Origin of the sequence: Candidatus Planktophila sp. (assembly GCF_044348745.1) — a bacterium.
In the GTDB taxonomy this organism is placed as follows: Bacteria; Actinomycetota; Actinomycetes; order Nanopelagicales; family Nanopelagicaceae; genus Planktophila.
Genome location: NZ_JBIKSG010000055.1, coordinates 39,691 through 59,775 on the forward strand (window position 1 = coordinate 39,691; position 20,085 = coordinate 59,775).

Below are 20,085 nucleotides of genomic sequence, written 5' to 3' on the forward strand. Positions count from 1 at the left end.
GAAATGAAGCACATATCAATTACACGAAAGTTAGTAAGTGGGGTTGCAACGCTTTCGCTCCTGCTCGCTGGTGGGCTGATAGGGCAGAGCTCATCTCAAGCAGCTGGACTACCAACAATCCGCTACGTATCTCCTGACTTTAACGCTGCAAATGAAACCTTTACATCCGATGGTCTCGGTCAGTACTACGCAGCAGGCGGCCGCAGCTTCTTCAAGTATGTTGGCGCTGGCTCAACAATCACAGTTACCTATTTGGTAACTACAGATGGAACGACACCAGCGGCTGATAAAGCTGTTTCATTTATGGTCAACGCTCCATACAGTGGATCAAAGGCAACATGGGAAGTAAACGGCAAGGCTGTCGGTGCCTCAAGTGATTCGGCAACTGGATACGGACTACTAGTTCCAGGAAAGACTGATGCGGCTGGAAAAGTTTCATTCACGATGAAGAACACAAACACTGCAGATTCCGCGATGGCAATCCCTGCTTCAGAAACACAGCCACGTGCAACAACTGGACGTGTCTACGGAAACATGAAGCTCATTATTGATGGTTTGACTGACATGCAACAAGTAACAGACCTGTTGACTTTTGATATAACAAAGTCACCTGCAACAACTATTGGGGCTGCGGTTACACCAACACCTACTGCCACTCCAACTGCGACTGCAACACCTACAGCCACTCCAACACCAACTGTCACTGTGCCAGTCACCTTGCCATCAATGCGTCTTGTTTCACCAGCATTTGGTCCATCAAACAGCATTGATACAACTGGTGACATTGCTCAGTACTACTCTGCCAAGACTCGTGCGTTCTACACATACATCGCGGCAGGAACTACTTTGACTCTTAAGTATCTTGTTACCTCTGATGGAACAAAGCCACTTGCAAACAAGGAAGTAACTCTGCAAGTTAATTCTCCATACAGTGGATCAAAGGCAAACTGGTTGTTCGGAGCCACAAAGATAACTACTCCGGCATCAGAGACAGCATCAGGTGCTGATTTGAAGGCAACAACAAATGCCATGGGTGAAGTTACCTTCATCATCAAGAACACTGACACAACAGGCACAGAGGCAAAGCCAGCAACACCAACCACACCCGCTCCAAAAGTTCGCCTCTACGGCACCTTTAAGCCGATTATTCCTGGCTATGGTGACAAGGATGCAGATGTTGATCTAGTGACATTTGATATCTATGCAGCACCAAAGCCTGTTGTTAAAGCAACAACAATTACTTGCGTTAAGGGTAAGACAACTAAGAAGGTGACTGCGGTTAATCCAAAGTGCCCAACTGGTTATAAGAAGAAGTAACAATTCTCTAATAAGAGATCCCGGTGCCCGTATGGGTGCCGGGATTTTTTATGGGGTAAAGACTTCTCCGTAGCCATTGAGCTGATAACTACGAACCCAGTCAATACTCATTGTTGATGATTGAAGGTTTGCCCAACTCCCACCAAAAGAACCCACTGCGTTGTTGAGGATGAGGAAGAACTTCTCATTAAATACCCATTTACCAGACACGCGTGAGGGAGTTGTGTTACTGACTAACTGACCATCGAAATAGTATGAAATCGAGTTTGGTAACCACGCTATTGCATAGGTGTGATAGTCACTTGAGACATCTACTCTTCCAAAGTTTACTTCATCAAAAACAAATCGGTGATTGTCACAGCATTTATTAGGGGTGTCTGTAGCAGAGAAATGAGTTGCAGATGTAACGATAGATGGTCTATCAGAGTGAATCTCTACGATATCCATCTCTCCTGAATAGGGCCAACCCACTTGATTTATATTGTCGCCCAACATCCAAAAAGCTGGCCAATTCCCCGAACCTGCGGGCATCTTTATACGAGATTCAATAAACCCATACTTAAAGGAATGCTTGCCTTGTGTGTCTAAGCGCCCGCTGGTAAATGAACAGAGTCCCACATAACAAATTCCAGCATTTGCTGGTGGTTGAGTAATTCTCTTTGTGGTGATTATCAAGTTTCCATTAACTGAGCCATCCTGGGCGATAGCTTCAGGAATGTAGTACTGCTGCTCATTATTATGGCAAGTGCCACCACCATTTGATGCAGCATGTCCACAACGCCTGGGTGTCCATGATGTTGAACTTGCTTGAGAACCTGCTTGCCCTTGAAAGTCATCGCTCCATAAAAGTTTGCCAATAACTAATCCCGCAATCTTGGGCACTTCTGCGGCCGCTTTTGCTGCCTTAGCATCTGCTGCAGCTTTTGCCGCAGCTTCTTGCTGTGCTTTTAATTCTGCTGCTTGTTTGGCCAAAAGTTCTGCCGCTGCCTTCGCTGAGGCATCTCGAATATCAGCAAGTTGTTGCCAAGTGGGACCATTAATTGGAAATGGTGCAAAATCAGAGGTGTTGTCTTCGGTTAATTGCCAGACCAATTTGTTGTTCACTTTTGCACAGGTGTAGAGATCGCGATTCTTTAATTGTTGCAATCCAGATTGCTTGCAGGAAGTCCCAGCGATGGCATGAGCGGTAACAAAAGAAAAAGATGCAAGGATTACTGCCAAAGTTGATACCAAAGCCAAGGGCAACCGATTTTTTAGGGAATCAAACACAGGGTTAGGTTACCCGCAAATAGGGGAATTAACTTTTTGTCAGAGTAAACACAGCACTCGTTTCTCCTGTGCTCTTAACTGTTAACGTATAAGGAGCTCCTGGCAGCTTGAATACTTCACCAGCCTGAAATCCCGTCAAAGTAGATCCGGTTAATGAGGCAAGGATAGGTTCTCCATCCTCATCAAGTGTTACTGGAATTGTTGGAAGATCAGATTGCTTTCTTAGAATTAGAGTTGGACCAACGGCAGCACCTTTATCAATTGCCCAGTTGGGGCCAACCATTCTGAGTTGAAGCTGTGGTGCGTAGAGAAGGTGAGTAAACGTCATGCAACGATCTTTGCCAGGGATGTAATACTCAAAGAAGTACCAGGTGCCTTTATAGTTAAATTGGTACAGAATGTTATCTGTTGCCTGTTTTGACTCATCAACACTTATATCAACCCCAATTTTTAGGGTTTTCGCCATTGGTGTGCGAAAGATGGTTGCGCGCTGGGTGGCACTGAGCGTCGTGCCCGGGCACCAATCATCATTGCCCATTAAGTCTCTAAAGTCTCCGTATTCGTCAACAGAGCAGTTGGTTGTATTAAATTTGGTGTAATCAGAACCCTTGCAATACATCGTGGATGAGTGCCGATATCCAAAGTTATGGCCAAGCTCATGAATCAAGGTTGTTGCTCCTAAAGACCTGAGGTTAACCGCATTGCCTCCCATCTCGCCAAGTCCTGCATATCCACAGGAATCATAAATATTTGCAACAACCACATGGGTTCCGATTGGAATCGTCTTGAACCCAGCAATCTTTATCGCCGCTTTTATGTCAGCATCAGGGTTGCAACGCTCGATGGCAGTACCTGCTTTACCAATATAAAACTTTGAAGTTGTGAACTTCATTTTGCCTCTGGAGTTTTGCTTCCAAAATCTAATTGCTTCTGTGACTGTTTCTTTCGCAAAACTCAGCATCTCCCCATCACTTGTTGCTGTCGCTGTGTCCACTTGATTTTCAGTCCAGAAATTTGGTTGATCCTTAGGAGTTAATCCCACATAGACAATCTTGTGTGTCGTGGCCCATTCATTCTGAGCCTTGGGCGCACCGGTGGCAGGTGCAAAAGGAGCAAGTAGGGCTAATGAAATGGCAACAATGAGGATTCTCTTCATAACTACTACACCGTTGATTAAGTGAGTATTTATGCGACTTAAAAACAATTTATGGCTGTGGGCCCAGACGGGCTCGAACCGTCGACCCACGGATTAAAAGTCCGTTGCTCTACCGACTGAGCTATAGGCCCCACTGCAGCATTATCTGCGGGCGTAATCGTATCGGAGATTTAGATGACCCACTTCACGCACAAAAGCGGCATAAAAATGGGGTCAACTGATGTTAGACAAGCACAAAGCCATCACACTGATCACTAGTGTGATGGCTTTGTCTGTGCTTTAACCCTTGGCTTGATGAGCCTTCATTAACAAGTAGTCAAAAATGATTCGGTATCCAAACATTGCTACCGCGCCGATAAGGCCAGCAAAAATGCCGTAGAAGATGTAGGAAGCCTCACCGTAGTAAGAAGTATCCCAAGCTATGTACCCAACAATTGGTCCACCAATTAAATAGATCCAACCAAAGACGGTGAAAATATTTCTAAAAACTCCGCCCCAGGTAATAATTGAATCTGCATACTTTATGACTGCTTGACTAGTGTGCTCGCTCATGAACTGCTCCATTCTTTGGTACCAGTACTGGTATTTGTAATAATTATGAGGTTCGATAATTCCAAGTTGTTGCTGTGACCCACCTGTGAATGGTCAAAAGTGAAAAACTTACGTGAGCCTATGCGTGGGGCTTAGTCATGTGATGGGGTGCGCAAGAACAGCACCAGGGCCGATAACCAGCCTGCGGCAAATACATAAATCAGCACTGATCCTAAAGAATCTGAGTATCTGTAAATTCCAATTGCCACCAATGCGCACACACCAGATGCCGCCCACAGCGCAATGGCAGCCATAGGCCGGGTTAATCCTGCTCTCACTAAACGATGGGAGAGATGATCTTTGCCGCCAGTTAATGGAGAAACGCCACGTGCCAAGCGAGAAAACACTGCAACACATGTATCAAGCAGTGGCACCGCTAATAAAATTGCTGGGATTGTTAAAGACTTCCAAGTTGGTTGTATCCCTGGATTTAATCTGATTGTTGCAGCTGAAATAATGATTCCTAAGAACAAGGCACCGGCATCACCCATATAGATCTTTGCAGGCGACTTATTCCACATCAAAAATCCAATAGTTGCACCAACTGTCACAATCGAGAGAGCGCTAACTAGTTCTTGGCCTCTATCAAATGCAATAAAGAAAACTCCCAATGCTGCAATTGCAACAGCGCCCGCTGCTGCGCCATCTAGGTTGTCAAAGAAGTTAATACTGTTACAAATTCCTACTATCCAAAAGATGGTCACCGCTGTGTTTATAGTCGATGTGCCAAATGGAGTTCCGGTTGTGCCACTGTTTACGATAACTATCGCAACAACTGTGCCAACAACTGATTGTGCAATTAATCGAGGCCACGGTGATAGCGAGCGCAGATCATCAATTAATCCCATTGCTCCCAATAACAAGGCGGGTAACAAAACAGTGAGAGCTAAATCTTTAAGCTGACCTGAATTCTCACCATTTTTGTTTCCACCAACATAGACAGCAGCTAAAGTCGTGATTGTTATTCCCAAAGCAATTGCTACCCCACCTAAATACGGCACTGGTTCTGCCTGTGATTTACGGGCCAAGTTAGGAGCATCCATCGCACCTAATCGAATTGCAAGTGCCCGCACCGGCCAAGTTAATAAACCAGTTAATGCAAAGGCTGCGATACCTAAGACTAGAAATTGTGTGGTGGAGATAATCACTGCGAAATCTTACTCATTTGCCATAAGACCAGAGTGTGCGGCTCGCTTTAACCGGTCACGAATTGCAATTGCAATGCCATCACCCACAGGTTGCTGCACAACAACAGTTGATAGGCCTTGCTCATCTGCTGCGCGCAGCGCTGCATATAAGACTTGTGCAAACTCTTCATGTGTTCTTGGTGCAGCCAATCGCACAACACCTTCTGCTGCCACAACATCTGCCATTGCAATAAATCCTTGACCGGCCGTCGGAGATTGATCCAATACAACTACTGCTGCCGGTGCGTAGTGACTATCCAAGGAACCGCTGACACGGATCTCTGGTTCTTCCACAGACCCAACAACTGTCAGTCCTGTGCTCTGCTCGATCATTTCAAGTGTTATCGCACCTGGACGCAAAATCTTTGGCGTATCTCCTGTGCAATCAATAATCGTTGACTCCACACCCACATCACATGCACCACCATCAAGAATCTGATCTCCATCTGCCAGGTAATCACCTAGCTCTGCTGCAACGGCATTAGCAGTTGTCGGAGAGACATTTCCAAAACGATTGGCACTCGGTGCTGCCACACCTTTACCGCCAGCGGCCACAAAAGCCTCAAGCAATCCCAGTGCGACAGGATGATTAGGCACTCGCACGCCAACTGTGTCCTGTCCGCCTGTTACAAAGTCGCCTGCCAAATCAGATCTGCCCACCACCAATGTCATTGGCCCTGGCCAATAATCACGCGCCAGTGCAATTGCATATGTGGGCACATCACGCGCCCAATCACCCAAACCATCCATGGATGCAACATGCACAATCAGTGGATGGTCGGCTGGCCGACCCTTTACTGAATAAATCCGCGCAACTGCCGCTGTATTGCACGCATCTGCGCCCAACCCATAAACAGTTTCAGTTGGAAAGGCCACTAAACCACCAGCCATCAAAACGGAGGCAGCATCGCTCATCGCTGAGGCATCGCACCTACTTAAGAACTGGCTCACCCGCTAATTCTCCCACTATTCCCAGCAATAACTAACGCCCATCACAACAAATACGAGATACTTATCCTATGAAACTAACAAAACTTCGCACAATCGCATCCATCCTGACCGTTTCTGCAGTTGCAGGCGTTATCGCCCTTGCAATCCCAGCCAATGGTGCTGGCACATCAACTGATCGATACATCACCCTCACAGGTGTTGGCACGATCTCTGTTGTCCCAGATGCAGTCCGCTTTAATGCAACAGTCTCTGTTGTTGGTTCAACAAATGCTGCAGCGTTGTCTGCTGCAAGCAAATCATCTGCAGCTGTGCGCGCAGCGCTGAAAGACAAAGGAATTGCTATTAAGGATATTCGTTCAGCAAATATCTCTGTCTATCCTGAATACACCTGGACACAAGAGGCTGGCACAAAGATCACCGGCTACCGCGCCTCGCAAACATTTGATGTCCTCATCAGAAAAGCATCTGATGCTGGAAGCATCATTGAAGCAGTTGTCACGGCAGGTGGCGACAATGTGCAGCTTGGTGGAGTAATCCCAACAACTCTTAATCCAGCTGTGGCAACTGAAGAAGCACGTGCAGCGGCAGTTGCTAACGCAAAGTCAAAAGCAACTTCTTACGCAAAACTTCTTGGCACATCAATTGGCAAGGTGTTATCACTTGAAGAGCAATCTTCTCCTGTGTACTCATCACCTTTCCCAATGGCAAAGGCAGGAGCCGCAGATGCTGCAGCTGTTGAGGTTGATCTAGGTGAGCAAGATGTAACAGTGACAATTACTGTTCGTTGGGCGCTTAATTAATCGCTAACAACCTTTAAACAAAAGAGCCGCAACCCCTAATCCGAAGGGGATAGCGGCTTTTTTGTGCTTAATTATCGGGTTTGGTCACACGCTCAATGGCGGGTAAGATTGGCAAGCCTTAGAACGTCCCCATCGTCTAGGGGCCTAGGACATCGCCCTTTCACGGCGGTAACACGGGTTCGAATCCCGTTGGGGGCACGCAGTACCGCAGTATCTGTTCTAGAGATGCAAAAGTAGTAACGGCTTTAAGGTGACATAAGAGCCACTTATGTTTATCAATTACTTAAGGCCCGGTAGCGCAGTTGGTTAGCGCGCCGCCCTGTCACGGCGGAGGTCGCGGGTTCAAGTCCCGTCCGGGTCGCAAAGGTTTTGGTGTTGTATGCAAATTTATTTGTGTGCCATGCGTACTAGCGGGCAACTGCTAGCAAGATCTTTGTTGGCTTGGTAGCTCAGTTGGTACGAGCGAACGACTGAAAATCGTTAGGTCGCCGGTTCGATCCCGGCCCAAGCCACATTGAAACATTAGATCTGAAAAGTTATGAATTTTCGGAGATTAAATACAAATTTGTGCCATCTACCTTAAAACTATTTAGTTGTAGCATAGAGTCATGAGTTTGAACCAACTGCCGGCCTTACGTGCGCTTTCTGGTCCAGTTCTAGTTACTGGCCATAGTGGTTTCAAAGGTACTTGGTTGACTCTGTTGCTTGAAAAGTTGGGAATAGAGGTTGTTGGATTTTCGCTTTCACCGGAAAAAGACTCACTCTTTGATCGAGCTAGTCGCACCGGAGCAATAAGTGAAGTATTTGCGGACATTCGTGATTATAAACGTCTTAATTCTTACATTAACTCTGTTAAACCATCCACAATCATTCATATGGCTGCACAACCATTAGTGCTCGAATCCTACCGACTGCCAAAAGATACTTTTGATGTCAATGTAATGGGAACAGTCAATGTACTTGATTCTGCATTTAATACTGATTCAGTTCATGCAGTTGTTGTAGTGACTACAGACAAAGTTTATAGAAATGATAATTCGGGCCGAGCATTTATCGAATCAGATCCGCTAGAAGGGAAAGATCCCTATAGTGCCAGCAAGGTTGGAACCGAGGCAGTGGTTGCTGCTTGGCAACAGATTCAACGCACATCTGGCGGACCTAAAGTTGTTGCAGTCCGCGCCGGAAATGTTATTGGTGGTGGTGATTGGGGTGACAACCGTTTGCTCCCAGACCTAATTCGTAGTTTTAGTAGTGGACAAAAGATGGCCGTGCGCAATCCTGCAAGTACACGACCTTGGCAACATGTTCTGGATCCACTGACCGGCTACATATCAACTCTCGAAGCCGTTCTCAATGGTGAGAAGATTACTTCAATTAACTTTGGACCTGATACAAAGAGCATCGCAGTCTCGGAAGTTGTAGAAGTAGCGGTTAAAACTTGGGGACTTAGCACAAATATTGAACTTGGTAGTTCGGTACAGAATAATGCGGCTGAAGCAGTATCCCTAGACTTGAATCCAGATTATGCAAAACAATCACTTGGATGGAAACCATTTTGGAGTCAAGAAGAAGCTGTAATTTCTACGGTCCAGTGGTGGAATAAGGTTCTAACTCAACGAGTTAAACCCGTAGACGCATGTCTAGATGATCTAAGCCAAATCTTGTCTCAAAAATAAATTACTTAATCATCAATCTATTTTCAACCACGGCGGTGGTGTCTCTTTAGCCAGCTCAGCCAGTTCATTTCTCTCTCGAAGAGTATCCATGGGCTGCCAAAAGTCAGTATGGTGAAAAGCCATAAGTTGATTTTCGTCGACGAGCCTTGGGAGTGCACCGGTCTCAAATGCTTCGCTGTCATTCAATACAAAATTGACTACTTCTGGTTCTAGCACGAAAAAGCCTCCATTGATCCAACCAACATCGGATTGTTTCTTTTCACCGAAATGGTCCACCCTGTTGCCATCCAAATGAAGATACCCAAATCTAGCTGGTGGGTGAACGGCTGTTACGGTTGCAAGTTTTCCATGTGATTCATGAAAAGCTAACAATTTTTTGATAGGAACGTTTGCAAGTCCATCACCGTAAGTGACAATTATCCGCTCTCCAGGAAACTCCTTCATGCATTTGGCTATTCGGCCACCAGTTTGTGTGTCATGGCCTGTTTCAATCCCACTTGCATTAAATGAAATGTCTTCTGTTGTGCTCTTCGACGAGATTTCATTAAGCCACTTTTGTATAACATCACCTTTATAACCTAATGCAACTACAAATTCGTACTTTCCCTGGCTTGCGAATATATTCATGATATGCCAAAGAATTGGTTTATCGTCGATTAGTACCATGGGTTTTGGTTTCGTCTCTGTTTCTTCTGCCAAGCGGGTTCCTAATCCACCTGCAAGAATTACAACCTTCATTTAAACTCCAATGTGATCAACTACGCACAGATACTTACTATTGAGAAAATGCTATCCCAAAAATAAAGTCTCAGAGAGAAAACCCCTTTAAAATAATCAGAAACATTTATAGTCCTAGAAGTTTCGCATGAGTCGCAAAATCTGGAGATCCGTCTCTAACCTCCTGAAAAGTTCCATAAGCCTGACATTTTCCATTTTCGAGGTAAAGGACATAATCAGCTGCTTTTACGGTCGCCAGCCTGTGAGCTATGGACACAACAGTTGCTTTTTTTGAAAAAGTGGAGAGAGCAAGTGAAATATGATTTTCCGTTTCGGGATCGAGCGCGCTGGTGGCCTCATCAAGTATCAACATCTGAGGGTTAAGATAAAAAGCCCGAGCTAATCCGAGTCTTTGACGTTGCCCGCCGCTCAACTTGAAACCACTTTCGCCGATTTGGGTGTACAAGCCAGATGGAAGTTTCTTGACAAATTCATCCAGCTGCACTTGTTCTAATGCAAGCCACACCGCATCAAAATCTATTTTGTTTTCAGGTATCCCAATTACAATATTTTCCAGAATGGTTTTAGACAGAATTTTTGTTTCTTGCGGGACGTAGGCAATCTTATCTCTCCATAACTCCAGTGCTATCTGCGGGGTAACCCCATTCAATAAGACAGTCCCATCTTGTGGAACCAATAATCCAAGCAATAGATCGACTAGGGTACTTTTCCCTGCTCCAGATTTTCCTACGATAGCAAGCGAGCAATTTGCATCGAGAGTGAAGGAAACATTTGAGACGCTTGGATACGTATTGTTTGGATAGGTAAATGAGAGATTTGAAACTTTTAATTCAGGTGAGAAAGCATTTGCGCTATCCTCACAAACTAAGTCATTAACCGGAGCTCGGTCTGGTTCTAGGTCTAAACGTTCAATAAAATCAAGTGTCTGCTTTGCCTGTCCGCTGGCATTTCTTATTGCGATAAAAACACCCTGCAAACGTAGCATTGAGGGCGTAGATCTAACTGCGATAGTTAGGAATAAAGCCAAAGTTGTAGAAGCAGATACAAGATCACTCGAACTTACCTGAGAGATCCCTAAAGCTAAAACACCAAGAACCAAGGTTACTTCGAGAGAGAACTTCGGAATTTGCTCAATGAATCTCTTCGTTGAATGCGCTAGCGCTCCCTTCTGAGCCTGCATCCGAATGCCCTTGACAAAGAATTCTTGTCTTCCAAAAACTGTTATTGATCTAAAGTTTCCGATAGTTTCCTGTAGCTCACGCTGACCATCGGAAGAAGTTTGAGCAACTACCGCACCTACCTCTCCTGCCCACCTCCCTAAAATTTGATGCAAAAGCACTCCAGCTGAACCAAAGAATACAACTGTGCACAACATCAGAATAGGGTTGATCCAAAGCATTAAGGCTGCAAACAAAATCAAGAGAGTTGCTTCACTCAAACCAATTGCTAATGGCCCCAATAATTCAATTGTGAGGTAACTAGTCCCATGAAGAATTGCATTTGAAGTTTCTTGGCTTGACTTAGATTCTATGAAAAGCAAATTTTTCTTCAAGAGGCGCTCGGAAAGCCTTGAAACTATCTTTGAATGCTGATTCCCGAGAAAGACCAAATTCTTTCTTATCAACCAAAGGCAAGTAACGCTTTTGATTAAGAAGAAGACAGCTGCGCCAATACCGCTTACCACGGCTAGTTTAATCAAAGAATAATCGGTAAAAAATTGAAGCTCATTTAAATTACTAAGTAATGCATCCGAATTCGAATTAGGTTCAAAAGCTCCAACTAAAAGTAAAACTACTAGAGTTATCAACCCCGCACCGATTAAGTCGAGAAGCCCCGTCGACATTTGAGCAATTACGAGAATCCAGAAGCGCTTTCTATCCCGAGATGACAGGAGTTTCAGAGCCGCCTTGGTGGAGGCAAAAAATGTTCCACTTGAACTTCTTTTTCGAATAATCATGAGTACACGGGCAATCGAATATCGTCAGCAAAAGCCTTGATATCTATTTGTTTAACAGTTTCAAATTTTGCTCCGATGATTTTCTCAGGACCTGGTTTTCGCCTTAAAATCTTAAATATTAAGACTATGTTCTTCAGTGAAAAAATGGAGCTTGTCGCTGTTAGAAGGTCTTTGATTGAAATGCACTTAATGTTGTGCAACAGTCCTAAGAAATCTATGTCTTTACTTCTCCAGCGCCGATATGAGACACCTATTTGCCTCAAAATGTAGTTCCCTCTCGATGGTCGATATTTGTGAAATCTCGGATTGGTCCTGGAAAGCGTTTCTAGCCAACTAAGCATGACAGAATTAAGGATATTCCCTGGCATTTGGGGAATCTCAGATTGAGCCAAACCCAAATAAACCTCACCGGCGGAATCAGAGTTCTGGTAGGCACTATTTCCAAATGAACTTGGCGCCATACCAACTATGCACCAACGTTCGTCAACGACTTTCCATTTTTTTGCAACAACCAAAAATTCCATTAAAGCAATGTGATCCGGAAAAGGCATTTTGAATTTTCCGCCTACCTTTTCAAATGTATCACGAGTGAAGATTGTTAACTGCATATTTAAGGGAATCAGTGGGACAAAGCGATACATATTTGAAATCACTTTTTCATATTTTTTGTCTGATAAAACTCCCAAAATCGACTTCTTATAATTGAAGTGGCGGGGTCTACTCAGTGCCAAATTCTTTGTCATTTGACTTGGGAAGATGTACGACCATCCATTAAATGATAAACAATCTGGACTTTCTCTTTCGAGTAACTCGAGAACTTGTAACAGATGTTCTTGAAGGATGTAATCATCATCACCGATCAGCCATAGATATTTGCCTGAAGATTTCTCTACTGCTCTTGTCCAATTATCTGCAACGTTCAAACGTTCTGGCTCAATTGATAGAACAAGTCTCGTGTCACTCACGTATCTGCTCTCAAGTTTCAATAATTGGTTGGGAGCATTTAAAGAAACAACTAATTCGAAGCCAGCCTTTTTGCTTTCTAACAATTCAGAAATAATCGAGACAACTCGCTCGTTGGGATTGACCGTTGGGAGAAGAATGCTCAAGAGTGGGTTTTCGCTTTTCAACCTGATCCTCTGTCTTCGTTACTAAGTCATGAGATGGAAAATGATTTTATCGCGCCCCAAAACAGTGGCACGGCCTTAAATCTACTACTCGGCATCTAAATTGGTCGACAACCCCTGCAGATGTCATTGAGGAATCCAAATTAAACTAGGGTTTTACTGTAACATCCGCGGAAACTATTAATCCTTAGGAGTCTTCAGAATGCAAGAGCAAATATATGGGCAAATACTTTGCTTGCTTTGTGAAGCGCCGGCCAAAAAATGGCTAACCACAACAAATGGTGGGGTTGGCCCAAAAGAGAGTTTTGAGATTTTTCAATGTACAAGTTGCTTCTCGACGGTAATTGTTCCAGTACCCGTTAATTTAGGAAATTATTATCTTGACTATCATTCAATTCCCAAGGGTTCAAATTGGAGACGAGCTGTCAAAGCCTGTAAGAATCGTTTAACGGTAGTGAATCGCTGTGTTGGTGATTCCGCTACGATTTTGGATGTTGGTGCGGGTTCAGGGACATTTGTTGCTGCCGCCAGTGAAATTGGCCATCTTACCTTTGCAATTGAGCAAGACAAGAGTTGCAGGGAAAACATTGAGGCATTTATGTCTGGTCGAGTTGTTGAAGATTTATTTTCCTACGAAAAAAATGGTTTCCCCGCTCCAGATGTCATAACTCTTTGGCATGTTTTCGAGCACATTCCAGATCCAAATGACTTCTTGGCTCAGGTTTCAAGAATTTTTCCTACAACAACAAAATTAGTCATAGAAGTGCCTAATGCTCAAAGTTGGCTGTTTAGAATTATGCGAAGTAAGTGGCCTCACTTAGATGCTCCTCGTCACGTCTTTCTGCCCAGCAAAAAGGGTATTGAATGCGTCGCGCAAAGAAATGGCATGCGAGCCACGAGAATACGTAATCGCGACAATGCAGCATGGGCTGCTTTCAGTCTTTCACACTTCGGCAATAGAGTCGGTGAAGTCAGACTTGTTCAAATTCGTCGCCGCATCCTTCAAATTCTCTTCACACCATTTTTCTTTTTTGAGACCGGTTACCGAAGTTCTACGAGTACATATGTATTGGTAAGAGATTCAAAATAGTTCTTGATAATTGAAGGAATGAAGCCTCTCTGTTAGAGCACAGATTCAACAGCGTTATCCCACTTCAGCAGCAATATTTCTTTTGTGTGATTTGCTTTAAGATACTCTTGTCCACGTCGGACTAAATCTTCACCAAACTCTTGATTGTGCAAAAGATTTAACTTTTCTTCCCAATCTGAATTGTTCTTACAAACAATGTCTGATCCTGAGATCTTCGAAACCCTTGTGTAAGCTGGTGTTGCCGAAGTAATTGTTGGAAGTGCCAGTTTCCACATGATTAACAATCTATTTTCTGGCTTGAAGTACTGAAGTTTGTTGGAGAGCAGTACAGGAATTATCGCAGCACGTGAATCTTTTGCTGATGAGACTAGGTTCTCGACATTCCAAGGGATTAAATCTGTATCGTCACTCATAGGTCCAAGCAAATTAGAAAGTAGCGTTGCTGTACTGGCAGGGAAATACTGGCCAAGTAATCTGTGGTACTTCTGATCTGTGACAAATTTGATTCGGGTGCCATACTTTCTGTTTTCTTGAATTAGGGTTGGGCTAATTGTTTTTACCCCTCCGAGTGTTACAGGCAAACCCTCCCAGAGCAGGTGTCTTTTGGATTTAGACTCATTTGCTTCTCCTCGAAACTCTAACCAAGGAACTTCATCATGCGAATCTAAAATCACATGAACATTCTTTGAATGCCTAGCTATCAATTCACTTTGCTCAGGAGAGCTGCATACAACAGCTGATGCGGTGATGCACATGTTTTCTACAAACTGCGTGAATGGTTTAGGTATTCCTGATAATTGTCGAGTCACCACTTTTGAGGTTCCTCTGAACCAATCTTTGCTAAGGCTTTCCCTTGCCAGATAACCGTCTACTAAATCAAAAATGACGGGGGCGTTAATTTTTCGATTCACATAAAATCCTAAATCAGATCTCTCCGATAGGACCAGAACATCAAATTTATCATCTAAATTAGTAACTATTTCATGTCCTCTAGCTTTCGCCCAAAAAATAATTCGTCGCCTGTCACCTGGTGCATCAAGATTTCTACTGTTGGGGACGTAGCCAATCCGAAGTTTCTTCATCGGCTTAATGCCCATTTCAATCCAGCCGGCAAAGAATCAGCAGACGACCAGCCACTTTGGAACAATGGTGAGTCACCGCTGACTATCAAGTTTTGGATATTTTTATTCTCAGAGGCGCTGATCGGATGTGTAATCTGTGTCTTCACCCCTAGGATATTTCCTACTTCAATTAACACGTCATGAACGTTTGTACCAATACCCGTCCCTATGTCGATGACTTCAGGCGTGTTGTGTGTGATGCTCCAGGAAATCGCCCTACCGATGTCGCGGCTAGAAATCCAGTCAAGTCTCATGAAAGGATTTTGTAGTTCAATTTCGTATCCCCTCACCAAACGCTCCGCAGCCCAGGGAATCAATCTTTCGGAATCTTGTCCTGGGCCATAAGGCTGAAAAACTCTGGCCCAAGTGAGTCGTGCACCTACCGCCGTTGTCAGACCCTGGAGTCCTAAAAGAGTTTCAAGCTTCTTCTGGCCATAAAGATCTACAGGAGATGGGGGCGTCTTCGCAGCATTGCATAAATCCAATTGATTTCCATACTCGGCCGATGTGCCTAGGCCAATAAAATGACTTGTTCCCGTTTGTAAACAATCTTTTGCAAATTGCAAAGTCCCAGAAGCGTAATGCAAATTTTCTTCGCTTTGCCTATAAGTCTTCTGGGCGGTAACCCATGCACTCTGGACAACAACTTCAGGTTGCCAATCACTAAGAAAGCTTCTGTACGTATCAGGCCTACCAATATCTGCAGAAACCCAGTTCTTATCTCTAATGGGGTTAGCCGACCTACCCATGCCAATGACATCATGCCCATCATTGATAAGTTCTCTGAATATCTCTTTGCCAAGAAATCCGTTACCACCAACAACTAGAACTTTCATAAGAGCTTAATAGCAACGACTTTGGATAACATTATTTTTGATCCTTGGAGATGTTTACAGCATCATTTAAGAACAATCCTTCGGCATCTTTTGCTGAAACGATTCCGACAGATAAAGGCCAAGCTATATTGAGTTCTGGATCAGAATACCGAATCGAATGTGCGTTTGCAGGATTGTAGGATGCAGTAATTCCGTATAAAACACTTGAATTGTCCTCTAAGGTCTGAAAACCATGCGCAACTCCGGCAGGGAGATAGATAGCCTGTTCATCGTCCCTTTCCAACTTCAAAGAAGCCCATTTGCGGAAAGTTGGGGAACCATATCTAAGATCTGCCACCACATCAAAAATTGACCCAGCTATACAAGAAACTATTTTATCTTCAGCAAATGGAGGCGATTGGAAATGTAAGCCTCTTAGAGTGCCCACATGCGTATTGGAAGAAATTGCTATTGAATCTAAATCAGTATTCAAATTAAGAGAGGCAAATAATTTTTTATCAAAAATCTTTTCAAAAAAACCGCGCTCATCACTACTTTTACCTGTCTGAAGGATCCTGGCACCAGGAATTTCCGAGAATTCGACACGAGACATTTGATTAATTCACTTGTTCTAAATTTGGTACTGCTGTCCAAACTCTGGTCGGAGCAAGTGCTTGGTTTTCGATTATTTCGGATAATTCTTTCGTGATATTCCAAGGAAAGATAATTACATCGCTTGGCTTTAAATCAAAAAGTGTTTTAGGGCTAACAATGGGTATCCCAAGCGACGGCATAAATCGGCCTTGTTTCTCAGCGCTTGCGTCCGCAATAACCTTAATCCAATCTTTCTCTATTCCAGAAGCATTTATTAAAGTGCTAGCTTTTGCTGGTGCTCCATACCCACAAATTAAGTTTCCTACCTCATATGAACTCTTAACCCAGTTATAAAAGTTTAAAATTAGAGCTTGAATTCTTATATCAAATTGTTTCCAAGCTGATTCGTCAAATAATCCATCCTCAACCTCTTTAAGTATCTTTGTCGCCACATTCTGCACATTTGATGACGACTGAGACCCTTGCCTGAGCCAATAACGATTTGACCCCCCGTGGGTAACAATTTCCTCGACTTTGAAAAGCTGCAAGCCAGCCTCTTTGGTAATTTTATCGACTGAATTGGCGGTCAAATACGAATAGTGCTCGTGATAAATTGTGTCAAATTGATCCTGCTTTATGAAATTGATTAGCGAGGGATTTTCTATGCTAACTCGTGTTTCCGGTCCAACTAATGCTGCAATACCAGCAACAAAATTCTGGATATCTGGAACGTGCGCCATTACGTTGTTTGCAACAATCAATTTTGGAGTGCCTCGTGATGCCCTAAGATTTTGTGCAAGTTCAAGACTAAAAAATTCGCTAAGGGTGGGGACGCCAGCTAGTGTTGCGATCTGAGCCACATTTTCGGCAGGTTCTACTCCCAACACGTCTACACCTAACTTCATGAAATGCTGAAGCAGGTAGCCATCATTGCTTGCAATTTCTAGTACCCAATCGCCTTGACCAAAACTCATTTCATTTGAAACTACCTCTGCGAAATTGCGTGCATGCTCCAAGAAACTTGTGCTTGTCGAGGAAAGATAGCGGTAATCTCTAAATAGACGGCTTGGCATAACGACATCTTCAACTTGGCCTAATCCACATGAACGGCAAATTCTTAAATGTAATGGAAAAAGTTCGATTTGTTGATTCTCGTTGGGCCAAAGTTCGTTTGCAATTGGAAGTTCGCCAAGGTCTAAAGCTGAAAAGAGATCTAAACCATTACATCCCCGGCAAAAATTCTTGCCGCGTCCGACTATGTAGGAATTTCCGGTTTCCAATTTAGACCATTTCTCTCAGGTAGTTATTTTTTGAACTTAATGTCAAAGAATAGTGAAATTCTCATGCATTCTCGGCATAGATCAACATAAACGCGCGGGTTTTGGGTCACAAATCAGCCTTAGGCACATTTCCAGAATGGTTTCAGCAAGTAGGTTGGTCTGTGTATTTGTGGTAAACCCCAACTTGTGCGCGATGTTCTAGACTAAGCGAATGAGAATTTTAGTAACCGGCGGGGCAGGGTTTATAGGCTCGCATTTATGCGAAAGATTGGTTGAAGAGGGTCATGTAGTTACAGCGTTAGATAACCTCTCGACTGGTGTTTCTTCTAATCTCTCCGCACTATCGTCTTCACAGCATTTTAACTTTATAGAAGGTTCGATTCTCGATGTTGAACTATTGAACGAATTGATAGATCAAAGTGACTACATCTTCCATCTTGCTGCTGCTGTTGGTGTTTTTAATATTGTAAATAATCCCTTGACTAGTTTGCTCACAAACATTCGAGGAACTGAAAATGTTCTAGAAGCTGCAGCGCAGAGAAACATCCCAGTTTTTGTTACTAGTAGTAGTGAAGTTTACGGAAAGAATATCTCCGATTCATTGAGAGAAAGTGACGACAGAATTCTTGGTAGTCCAGTTACCCTGCGATGGTCTTACAGCGAAGCAAAGGCCATCGATGAGTCACTTGCTTATGCCTACTTTGTTGAGAAAAAGTTAGAAACTAGGATTGTTCGCTTCTTTAATACGGTTGGTCCTCGCCAGCTAGGTGCTTATGGAATGGTTGTTCCTAGATTTGTAAGGGGGGCACTAAATAATGAGCCGATTACAATTTATGGAACTGGCGAACAGACTCGTTGCTTCGGCCATGTTTATGACGCTGTTGAAGCAGTTATCAAGATTGCTTTTTCTCCGAATACGATCGGAAAAGTTGTCAATATTGGTAATGATTTTGAAATATCAATTAACGATCTTGCAAAAAAGGTAATTGCTGAAACAGGTTCAAGTAGTTCAGTTGTGCACATCCCATATGAAGAAGCGTATGGGGATGGTTTTGAAGATATGGAACGTCGTGTTCCAAATATTGACTTAATCAATCAATTAGTCGGATGGAAACCGCAGCGGGATCTTTCCACCATGATCAGCGATATTGCACGGGAAATGAACGCACAAAATTAAAGAGTAGTAACTCCTTCTAGATTTCCTAAGGTATTGGTGCAATCCAAAATCTTTACTCCTCGATCAGTCAGTTGAGTTAAATTCATCCCTGGCTGCATTGTTGCCAAAATTGCCACATCGCAGTCCCAATCCAGGCTAGTCGATGTTGATTCCTCCCATGTTGAAACCAATGGGTCGTGCCAAGCAACTGTAGCGCCTCTGCTTATAAGATAATTTCGCAACTCTGTCGCAGGAGTCTCACGAACATCTGCTACGCCAGGCTTGTAAGCAACTCCTAGGATAAGAACTCTTGGTGAATCAGTTTTTTTCTCCACCATGTTCAGTGCTCGTTCAGCTACAAATTTTGGCATCTGGCGGTTAATTAAATCTGCTGACTCGACAAAGTTTGCTTGAACGCCACTCTGTCTGGCCCACCATGTTAGGTATAGAGGATCGACAGGAATGCAGTGTCCGCCAACTCCAACACCGGGTCTGAATGGCATGAACCCGTAAGGTTTAGAAGAAGCCGCGTCAATTACTTCGTGGACATTTATGTTGTTCGTAGAACATAGTTGTGTGAACTCATTAATTAAAGCGATATTTACAAGCCTAAATGTGTTCTCCAATAATTTTGCTGCTTCTGCAATTTCAGGTGTTGAAACAGATACTGCTGCATCACAGATTGATTCATAAAATTCCAAAGCCTTTGTTTTTGAAGCTGCATCAATAGCGCCAACTAGACGTGGTGTGTTTTTCTGGTTCCAAACAGGGTCGCCTGGGTTGACTCGTTCAGGCGCGCTAGCAAAATATAGATTTTGTGATTCCTGTGGCTTTAACTCATTTACGATGGGAATAATTACATCTCGAAGCGTCCCTGGATATGAAGTTGATTCGCTCACAACTAGGGTTTCATTTGAAACGAAGGGCGCAATCCCTTGTGCTGCACTCCGTAGTAATGCAAGATCTGGTTCGCGATTTTCATCTAGCGGCGTTGGCACGCAAATTGTTATTACAGATGCTCCAGCTACAGCGCTAAAGTCAGTAGTTGCCTTATATACACCTTTTGCAATCGCGGCCTGTAATTGTTGATCTGAGATGTCCTCGACAGGGCTAGAGCCTGCGTTTATCTGCGAAACCTTGGCCTCAAAATTATCGATGCCAATAACGGTCCAGCCGGCATCAGCGGCAGCCATAGCTAGAGGCAAACCGACATAGCCTTGACCAATAATTGCTAGAACTTGGGAGTTGTGAGCGGACATA

18 protein-coding genes and 4 tRNA genes are annotated in these 20,085 nt (G+C 43.8%); 8 read left to right on the plus strand and 14 right to left on the minus strand.

Features of this window, described 5'->3' with window-relative positions:
- The first annotated feature begins 3 nt into the window (after nucleotides 1-3).
- A complete protein-coding gene (locus tag AC9UH7_RS06335) occupies nucleotides 4-1,317 on the plus strand; it encodes a hypothetical protein (RefSeq protein ID WP_509596329.1) in 1,314 nt (437 codons plus the stop codon).
- A 48-nt stretch (nucleotides 1,318-1,365) separates the two neighbouring features.
- On the opposite strand, the gene AC9UH7_RS06340 is transcribed toward AC9UH7_RS06335, so the two are convergent.
- From AC9UH7_RS06340 to AC9UH7_RS06365, 6 genes are all read right to left on the minus strand, one after another.
- On the minus strand, nucleotides 1,366-2,586 hold the full coding sequence (locus tag AC9UH7_RS06340; protein WP_509596331.1) for a glycoside hydrolase family 16 protein: 1,221 nt from the start codon (nucleotides 2,584-2,586) through the stop codon (nucleotides 1,366-1,368).
- A gap of 28 nt (nucleotides 2,587-2,614) precedes the next feature.
- Nucleotides 2,615-3,742, minus strand: coding sequence for a metallopeptidase domain-containing protein (locus tag AC9UH7_RS06345; protein WP_509596333.1), 1,128 nt, complete (start codon nucleotides 3,740-3,742; stop codon nucleotides 2,615-2,617).
- A gap of 58 nt (nucleotides 3,743-3,800) precedes the next feature.
- A tRNA-Lys gene (locus AC9UH7_RS06350) sits at nucleotides 3,801-3,873 on the minus strand.
- Nucleotides 3,874-4,021: 148 nt separating this feature from the next.
- Nucleotides 4,022-4,294: a hypothetical protein gene (locus tag AC9UH7_RS06355; RefSeq protein WP_509596334.1), complete on the minus strand. Its 273-nt coding sequence runs from the start codon at nucleotides 4,292-4,294 to the stop codon at nucleotides 4,022-4,024.
- 131 nt (nucleotides 4,295-4,425) lie between these two features.
- Nucleotides 4,426-5,481: a glycosyltransferase family 4 protein gene (locus tag AC9UH7_RS06360; protein ID WP_509596336.1), complete on the minus strand. Its 1,056-nt coding sequence runs from the start codon at nucleotides 5,479-5,481 to the stop codon at nucleotides 4,426-4,428.
- A gap of 9 nt (nucleotides 5,482-5,490) precedes the next feature.
- Complete coding sequence (locus AC9UH7_RS06365) at nucleotides 5,491-6,435, minus strand: L-threonylcarbamoyladenylate synthase (RefSeq protein ID WP_509596465.1); 945 nt, start codon at nucleotides 6,433-6,435, stop codon at nucleotides 5,491-5,493.
- Nucleotides 6,436-6,539: 104 nt separating this feature from the next.
- Between AC9UH7_RS06365 and AC9UH7_RS06370 the strand changes: the two genes are divergently transcribed.
- The 5 genes from AC9UH7_RS06370 (at nucleotide 6,540) to rfbG (ending at nucleotide 8,947) form a co-directional block, all read left to right on the plus strand.
- Entirely contained in the window at nucleotides 6,540-7,271 is a 732-nt protein-coding gene (locus tag AC9UH7_RS06370) for an SIMPL domain-containing protein (RefSeq protein ID WP_509596338.1), read from the plus strand.
- 125 nt (nucleotides 7,272-7,396) lie between these two features.
- Nucleotides 7,397-7,469, plus strand: a tRNA-Glu gene (locus AC9UH7_RS06375).
- An 89-nt stretch (nucleotides 7,470-7,558) separates the two neighbouring features.
- Nucleotides 7,559-7,632: transfer RNA gene (locus tag AC9UH7_RS06380), tRNA-Asp, on the plus strand.
- 77 nt (nucleotides 7,633-7,709) lie between these two features.
- Nucleotides 7,710-7,783, plus strand: a tRNA-Phe gene (locus tag AC9UH7_RS06385).
- Between the two features lie 96 nt (nucleotides 7,784-7,879).
- Entirely contained in the window at nucleotides 7,880-8,947 is a 1,068-nt protein-coding gene (rfbG, locus tag AC9UH7_RS06390; RefSeq protein WP_509596340.1) for a CDP-glucose 4,6-dehydratase, read from the plus strand.
- A 12-nt stretch (nucleotides 8,948-8,959) separates the two neighbouring features.
- On the opposite strand, the gene AC9UH7_RS06395 is transcribed toward rfbG, so the two are convergent.
- From AC9UH7_RS06395 to AC9UH7_RS06405, 3 genes are all read right to left on the minus strand, one after another.
- Nucleotides 8,960-9,685 (minus strand): sugar phosphate nucleotidyltransferase, encoded by a 726-nt coding sequence (locus AC9UH7_RS06395; RefSeq protein ID WP_509596342.1) that lies wholly within the window; start codon nucleotides 9,683-9,685, stop codon nucleotides 8,960-8,962.
- Between the two features lie 106 nt (nucleotides 9,686-9,791).
- On the minus strand, nucleotides 9,792-11,642 hold the full coding sequence (locus tag AC9UH7_RS06400; RefSeq protein WP_509596344.1) for an ABC transporter ATP-binding protein: 1,851 nt from the start codon (nucleotides 11,640-11,642) through the stop codon (nucleotides 9,792-9,794).
- Nucleotides 11,639-12,751 carry a glycosyltransferase gene (locus AC9UH7_RS06405; protein WP_509596346.1) on the minus strand — a complete coding sequence of 371 codons (1,113 nt, stop codon included), beginning with the start codon at nucleotides 12,749-12,751 and terminating at the stop codon, nucleotides 11,639-11,641. The genes AC9UH7_RS06400 and AC9UH7_RS06405 overlap by 4 nt, the downstream gene beginning before the upstream one ends.
- Nucleotides 12,752-13,223: 472 nt before the next feature.
- Between AC9UH7_RS06405 and AC9UH7_RS06410 the strand changes: the two genes are divergently transcribed.
- Nucleotides 13,224-13,859 (plus strand): class I SAM-dependent methyltransferase, encoded by a 636-nt coding sequence (locus tag AC9UH7_RS06410; RefSeq protein WP_509596348.1) that lies wholly within the window; start codon nucleotides 13,224-13,226, stop codon nucleotides 13,857-13,859.
- 32 nt (nucleotides 13,860-13,891) lie between these two features.
- On the opposite strand, the gene AC9UH7_RS06415 is transcribed toward AC9UH7_RS06410, so the two are convergent.
- The 4 genes from AC9UH7_RS06415 to AC9UH7_RS06430 are packed head-to-tail and all read right to left on the minus strand — an operon-like array spanning nucleotide 13,892 to nucleotide 17,669.
- Nucleotides 13,892-14,941 (minus strand): glycosyltransferase family protein, encoded by a 1,050-nt coding sequence (locus AC9UH7_RS06415; protein ID WP_509596350.1) that lies wholly within the window; start codon nucleotides 14,939-14,941, stop codon nucleotides 13,892-13,894.
- On the minus strand, nucleotides 14,938-15,816 hold the full coding sequence (locus AC9UH7_RS06420) for an NAD-dependent epimerase/dehydratase family protein (RefSeq protein ID WP_509596352.1): 879 nt from the start codon (nucleotides 15,814-15,816) through the stop codon (nucleotides 14,938-14,940). Before AC9UH7_RS06420 ends, AC9UH7_RS06415 begins: the two co-directional genes overlap by 4 nt.
- Before the next feature lie 31 nt (nucleotides 15,817-15,847).
- Entirely contained in the window at nucleotides 15,848-16,408 is a 561-nt protein-coding gene (locus AC9UH7_RS06425; RefSeq protein WP_509596354.1) for a dTDP-4-dehydrorhamnose 3,5-epimerase family protein, read from the minus strand.
- A 4-nt stretch (nucleotides 16,409-16,412) separates the two neighbouring features.
- Nucleotides 16,413-17,669, minus strand: a complete 1,257-nt coding sequence (locus AC9UH7_RS06430; protein WP_509596356.1) for a class I SAM-dependent methyltransferase — start codon at nucleotides 17,667-17,669, stop codon at nucleotides 16,413-16,415.
- A gap of 211 nt (nucleotides 17,670-17,880) precedes the next feature.
- Between AC9UH7_RS06430 and AC9UH7_RS06435 the strand changes: the two genes are divergently transcribed.
- Nucleotides 17,881-18,846 carry an NAD-dependent epimerase/dehydratase family protein gene (locus AC9UH7_RS06435; protein ID WP_509596357.1) on the plus strand — a complete coding sequence of 322 codons (966 nt, stop codon included), beginning with the start codon at nucleotides 17,881-17,883 and terminating at the stop codon, nucleotides 18,844-18,846.
- Here AC9UH7_RS06435 and AC9UH7_RS06440 read toward each other — a convergent pair.
- Complete coding sequence (locus AC9UH7_RS06440) at nucleotides 18,843-20,084, minus strand: nucleotide sugar dehydrogenase (RefSeq protein ID WP_509596359.1); 1,242 nt, start codon at nucleotides 20,082-20,084, stop codon at nucleotides 18,843-18,845. The two genes, AC9UH7_RS06435 and AC9UH7_RS06440, sit on opposite strands and share 4 nt — an antisense overlap.
- Nucleotide 20,085: the final 1 nt, after the last annotated feature.

What these genes read in the sequence shown, in the direction of transcription:
- AC9UH7_RS06335 (WP_509596329.1), top strand. Translation starts at nt 4, where the DNA reads ATGAAGCACATATCAATTACACGAAAGTTAGTAAGTGGGGTTGCAACG.
- AC9UH7_RS06345 (WP_509596333.1), bottom strand. Translation starts at nt 3,742, where the DNA reads ATGAAGAGAATCCTCATTGTTGCCATTTCATTAGCCCTACTTGCTCCT.
- AC9UH7_RS06355 (WP_509596334.1), bottom strand. Translation starts at nt 4,294, where the DNA reads ATGAGCGAGCACACTAGTCAAGCAGTCATAAAGTATGCAGATTCAATT.
- AC9UH7_RS06365 (WP_509596465.1), bottom strand. Translation starts at nt 6,435, where the DNA reads ATGAGCGATGCTGCCTCCGTTTTGATGGCTGGTGGTTTAGTGGCCTTT.
- AC9UH7_RS06370 (WP_509596338.1), top strand. Translation starts at nt 6,540, where the DNA reads ATGAAACTAACAAAACTTCGCACAATCGCATCCATCCTGACCGTTTCT.
- rfbG (WP_509596340.1), top strand. Translation starts at nt 7,880, where the DNA reads ATGAGTTTGAACCAACTGCCGGCCTTACGTGCGCTTTCTGGTCCAGTT.
- AC9UH7_RS06395 (WP_509596342.1), bottom strand. Translation starts at nt 9,685, where the DNA reads ATGAAGGTTGTAATTCTTGCAGGTGGATTAGGAACCCGCTTGGCAGAA.
- AC9UH7_RS06400 (WP_509596344.1), bottom strand. Translation starts at nt 11,642, where the DNA reads ATGATTATTCGAAAAAGAAGTTCAAGTGGAACATTTTTTGCCTCCACC.
- AC9UH7_RS06415 (WP_509596350.1), bottom strand. Translation starts at nt 14,941, where the DNA reads ATGAAGAAACTTCGGATTGGCTACGTCCCCAACAGTAGAAATCTTGAT.
- AC9UH7_RS06420 (WP_509596352.1), bottom strand. Translation starts at nt 15,816, where the DNA reads ATGAAAGTTCTAGTTGTTGGTGGTAACGGATTTCTTGGCAAAGAGATA.
- AC9UH7_RS06425 (WP_509596354.1), bottom strand. Translation starts at nt 16,408, where the DNA reads ATGTCTCGTGTCGAATTCTCGGAAATTCCTGGTGCCAGGATCCTTCAG.
- AC9UH7_RS06435 (WP_509596357.1), top strand. Translation starts at nt 17,881, where the DNA reads ATGAGAATTTTAGTAACCGGCGGGGCAGGGTTTATAGGCTCGCATTTA.
- AC9UH7_RS06440 (WP_509596359.1), bottom strand. Translation starts at nt 20,084, where the DNA reads ATGTCCGCTCACAACTCCCAAGTTCTAGCAATTATTGGTCAAGGCTAT.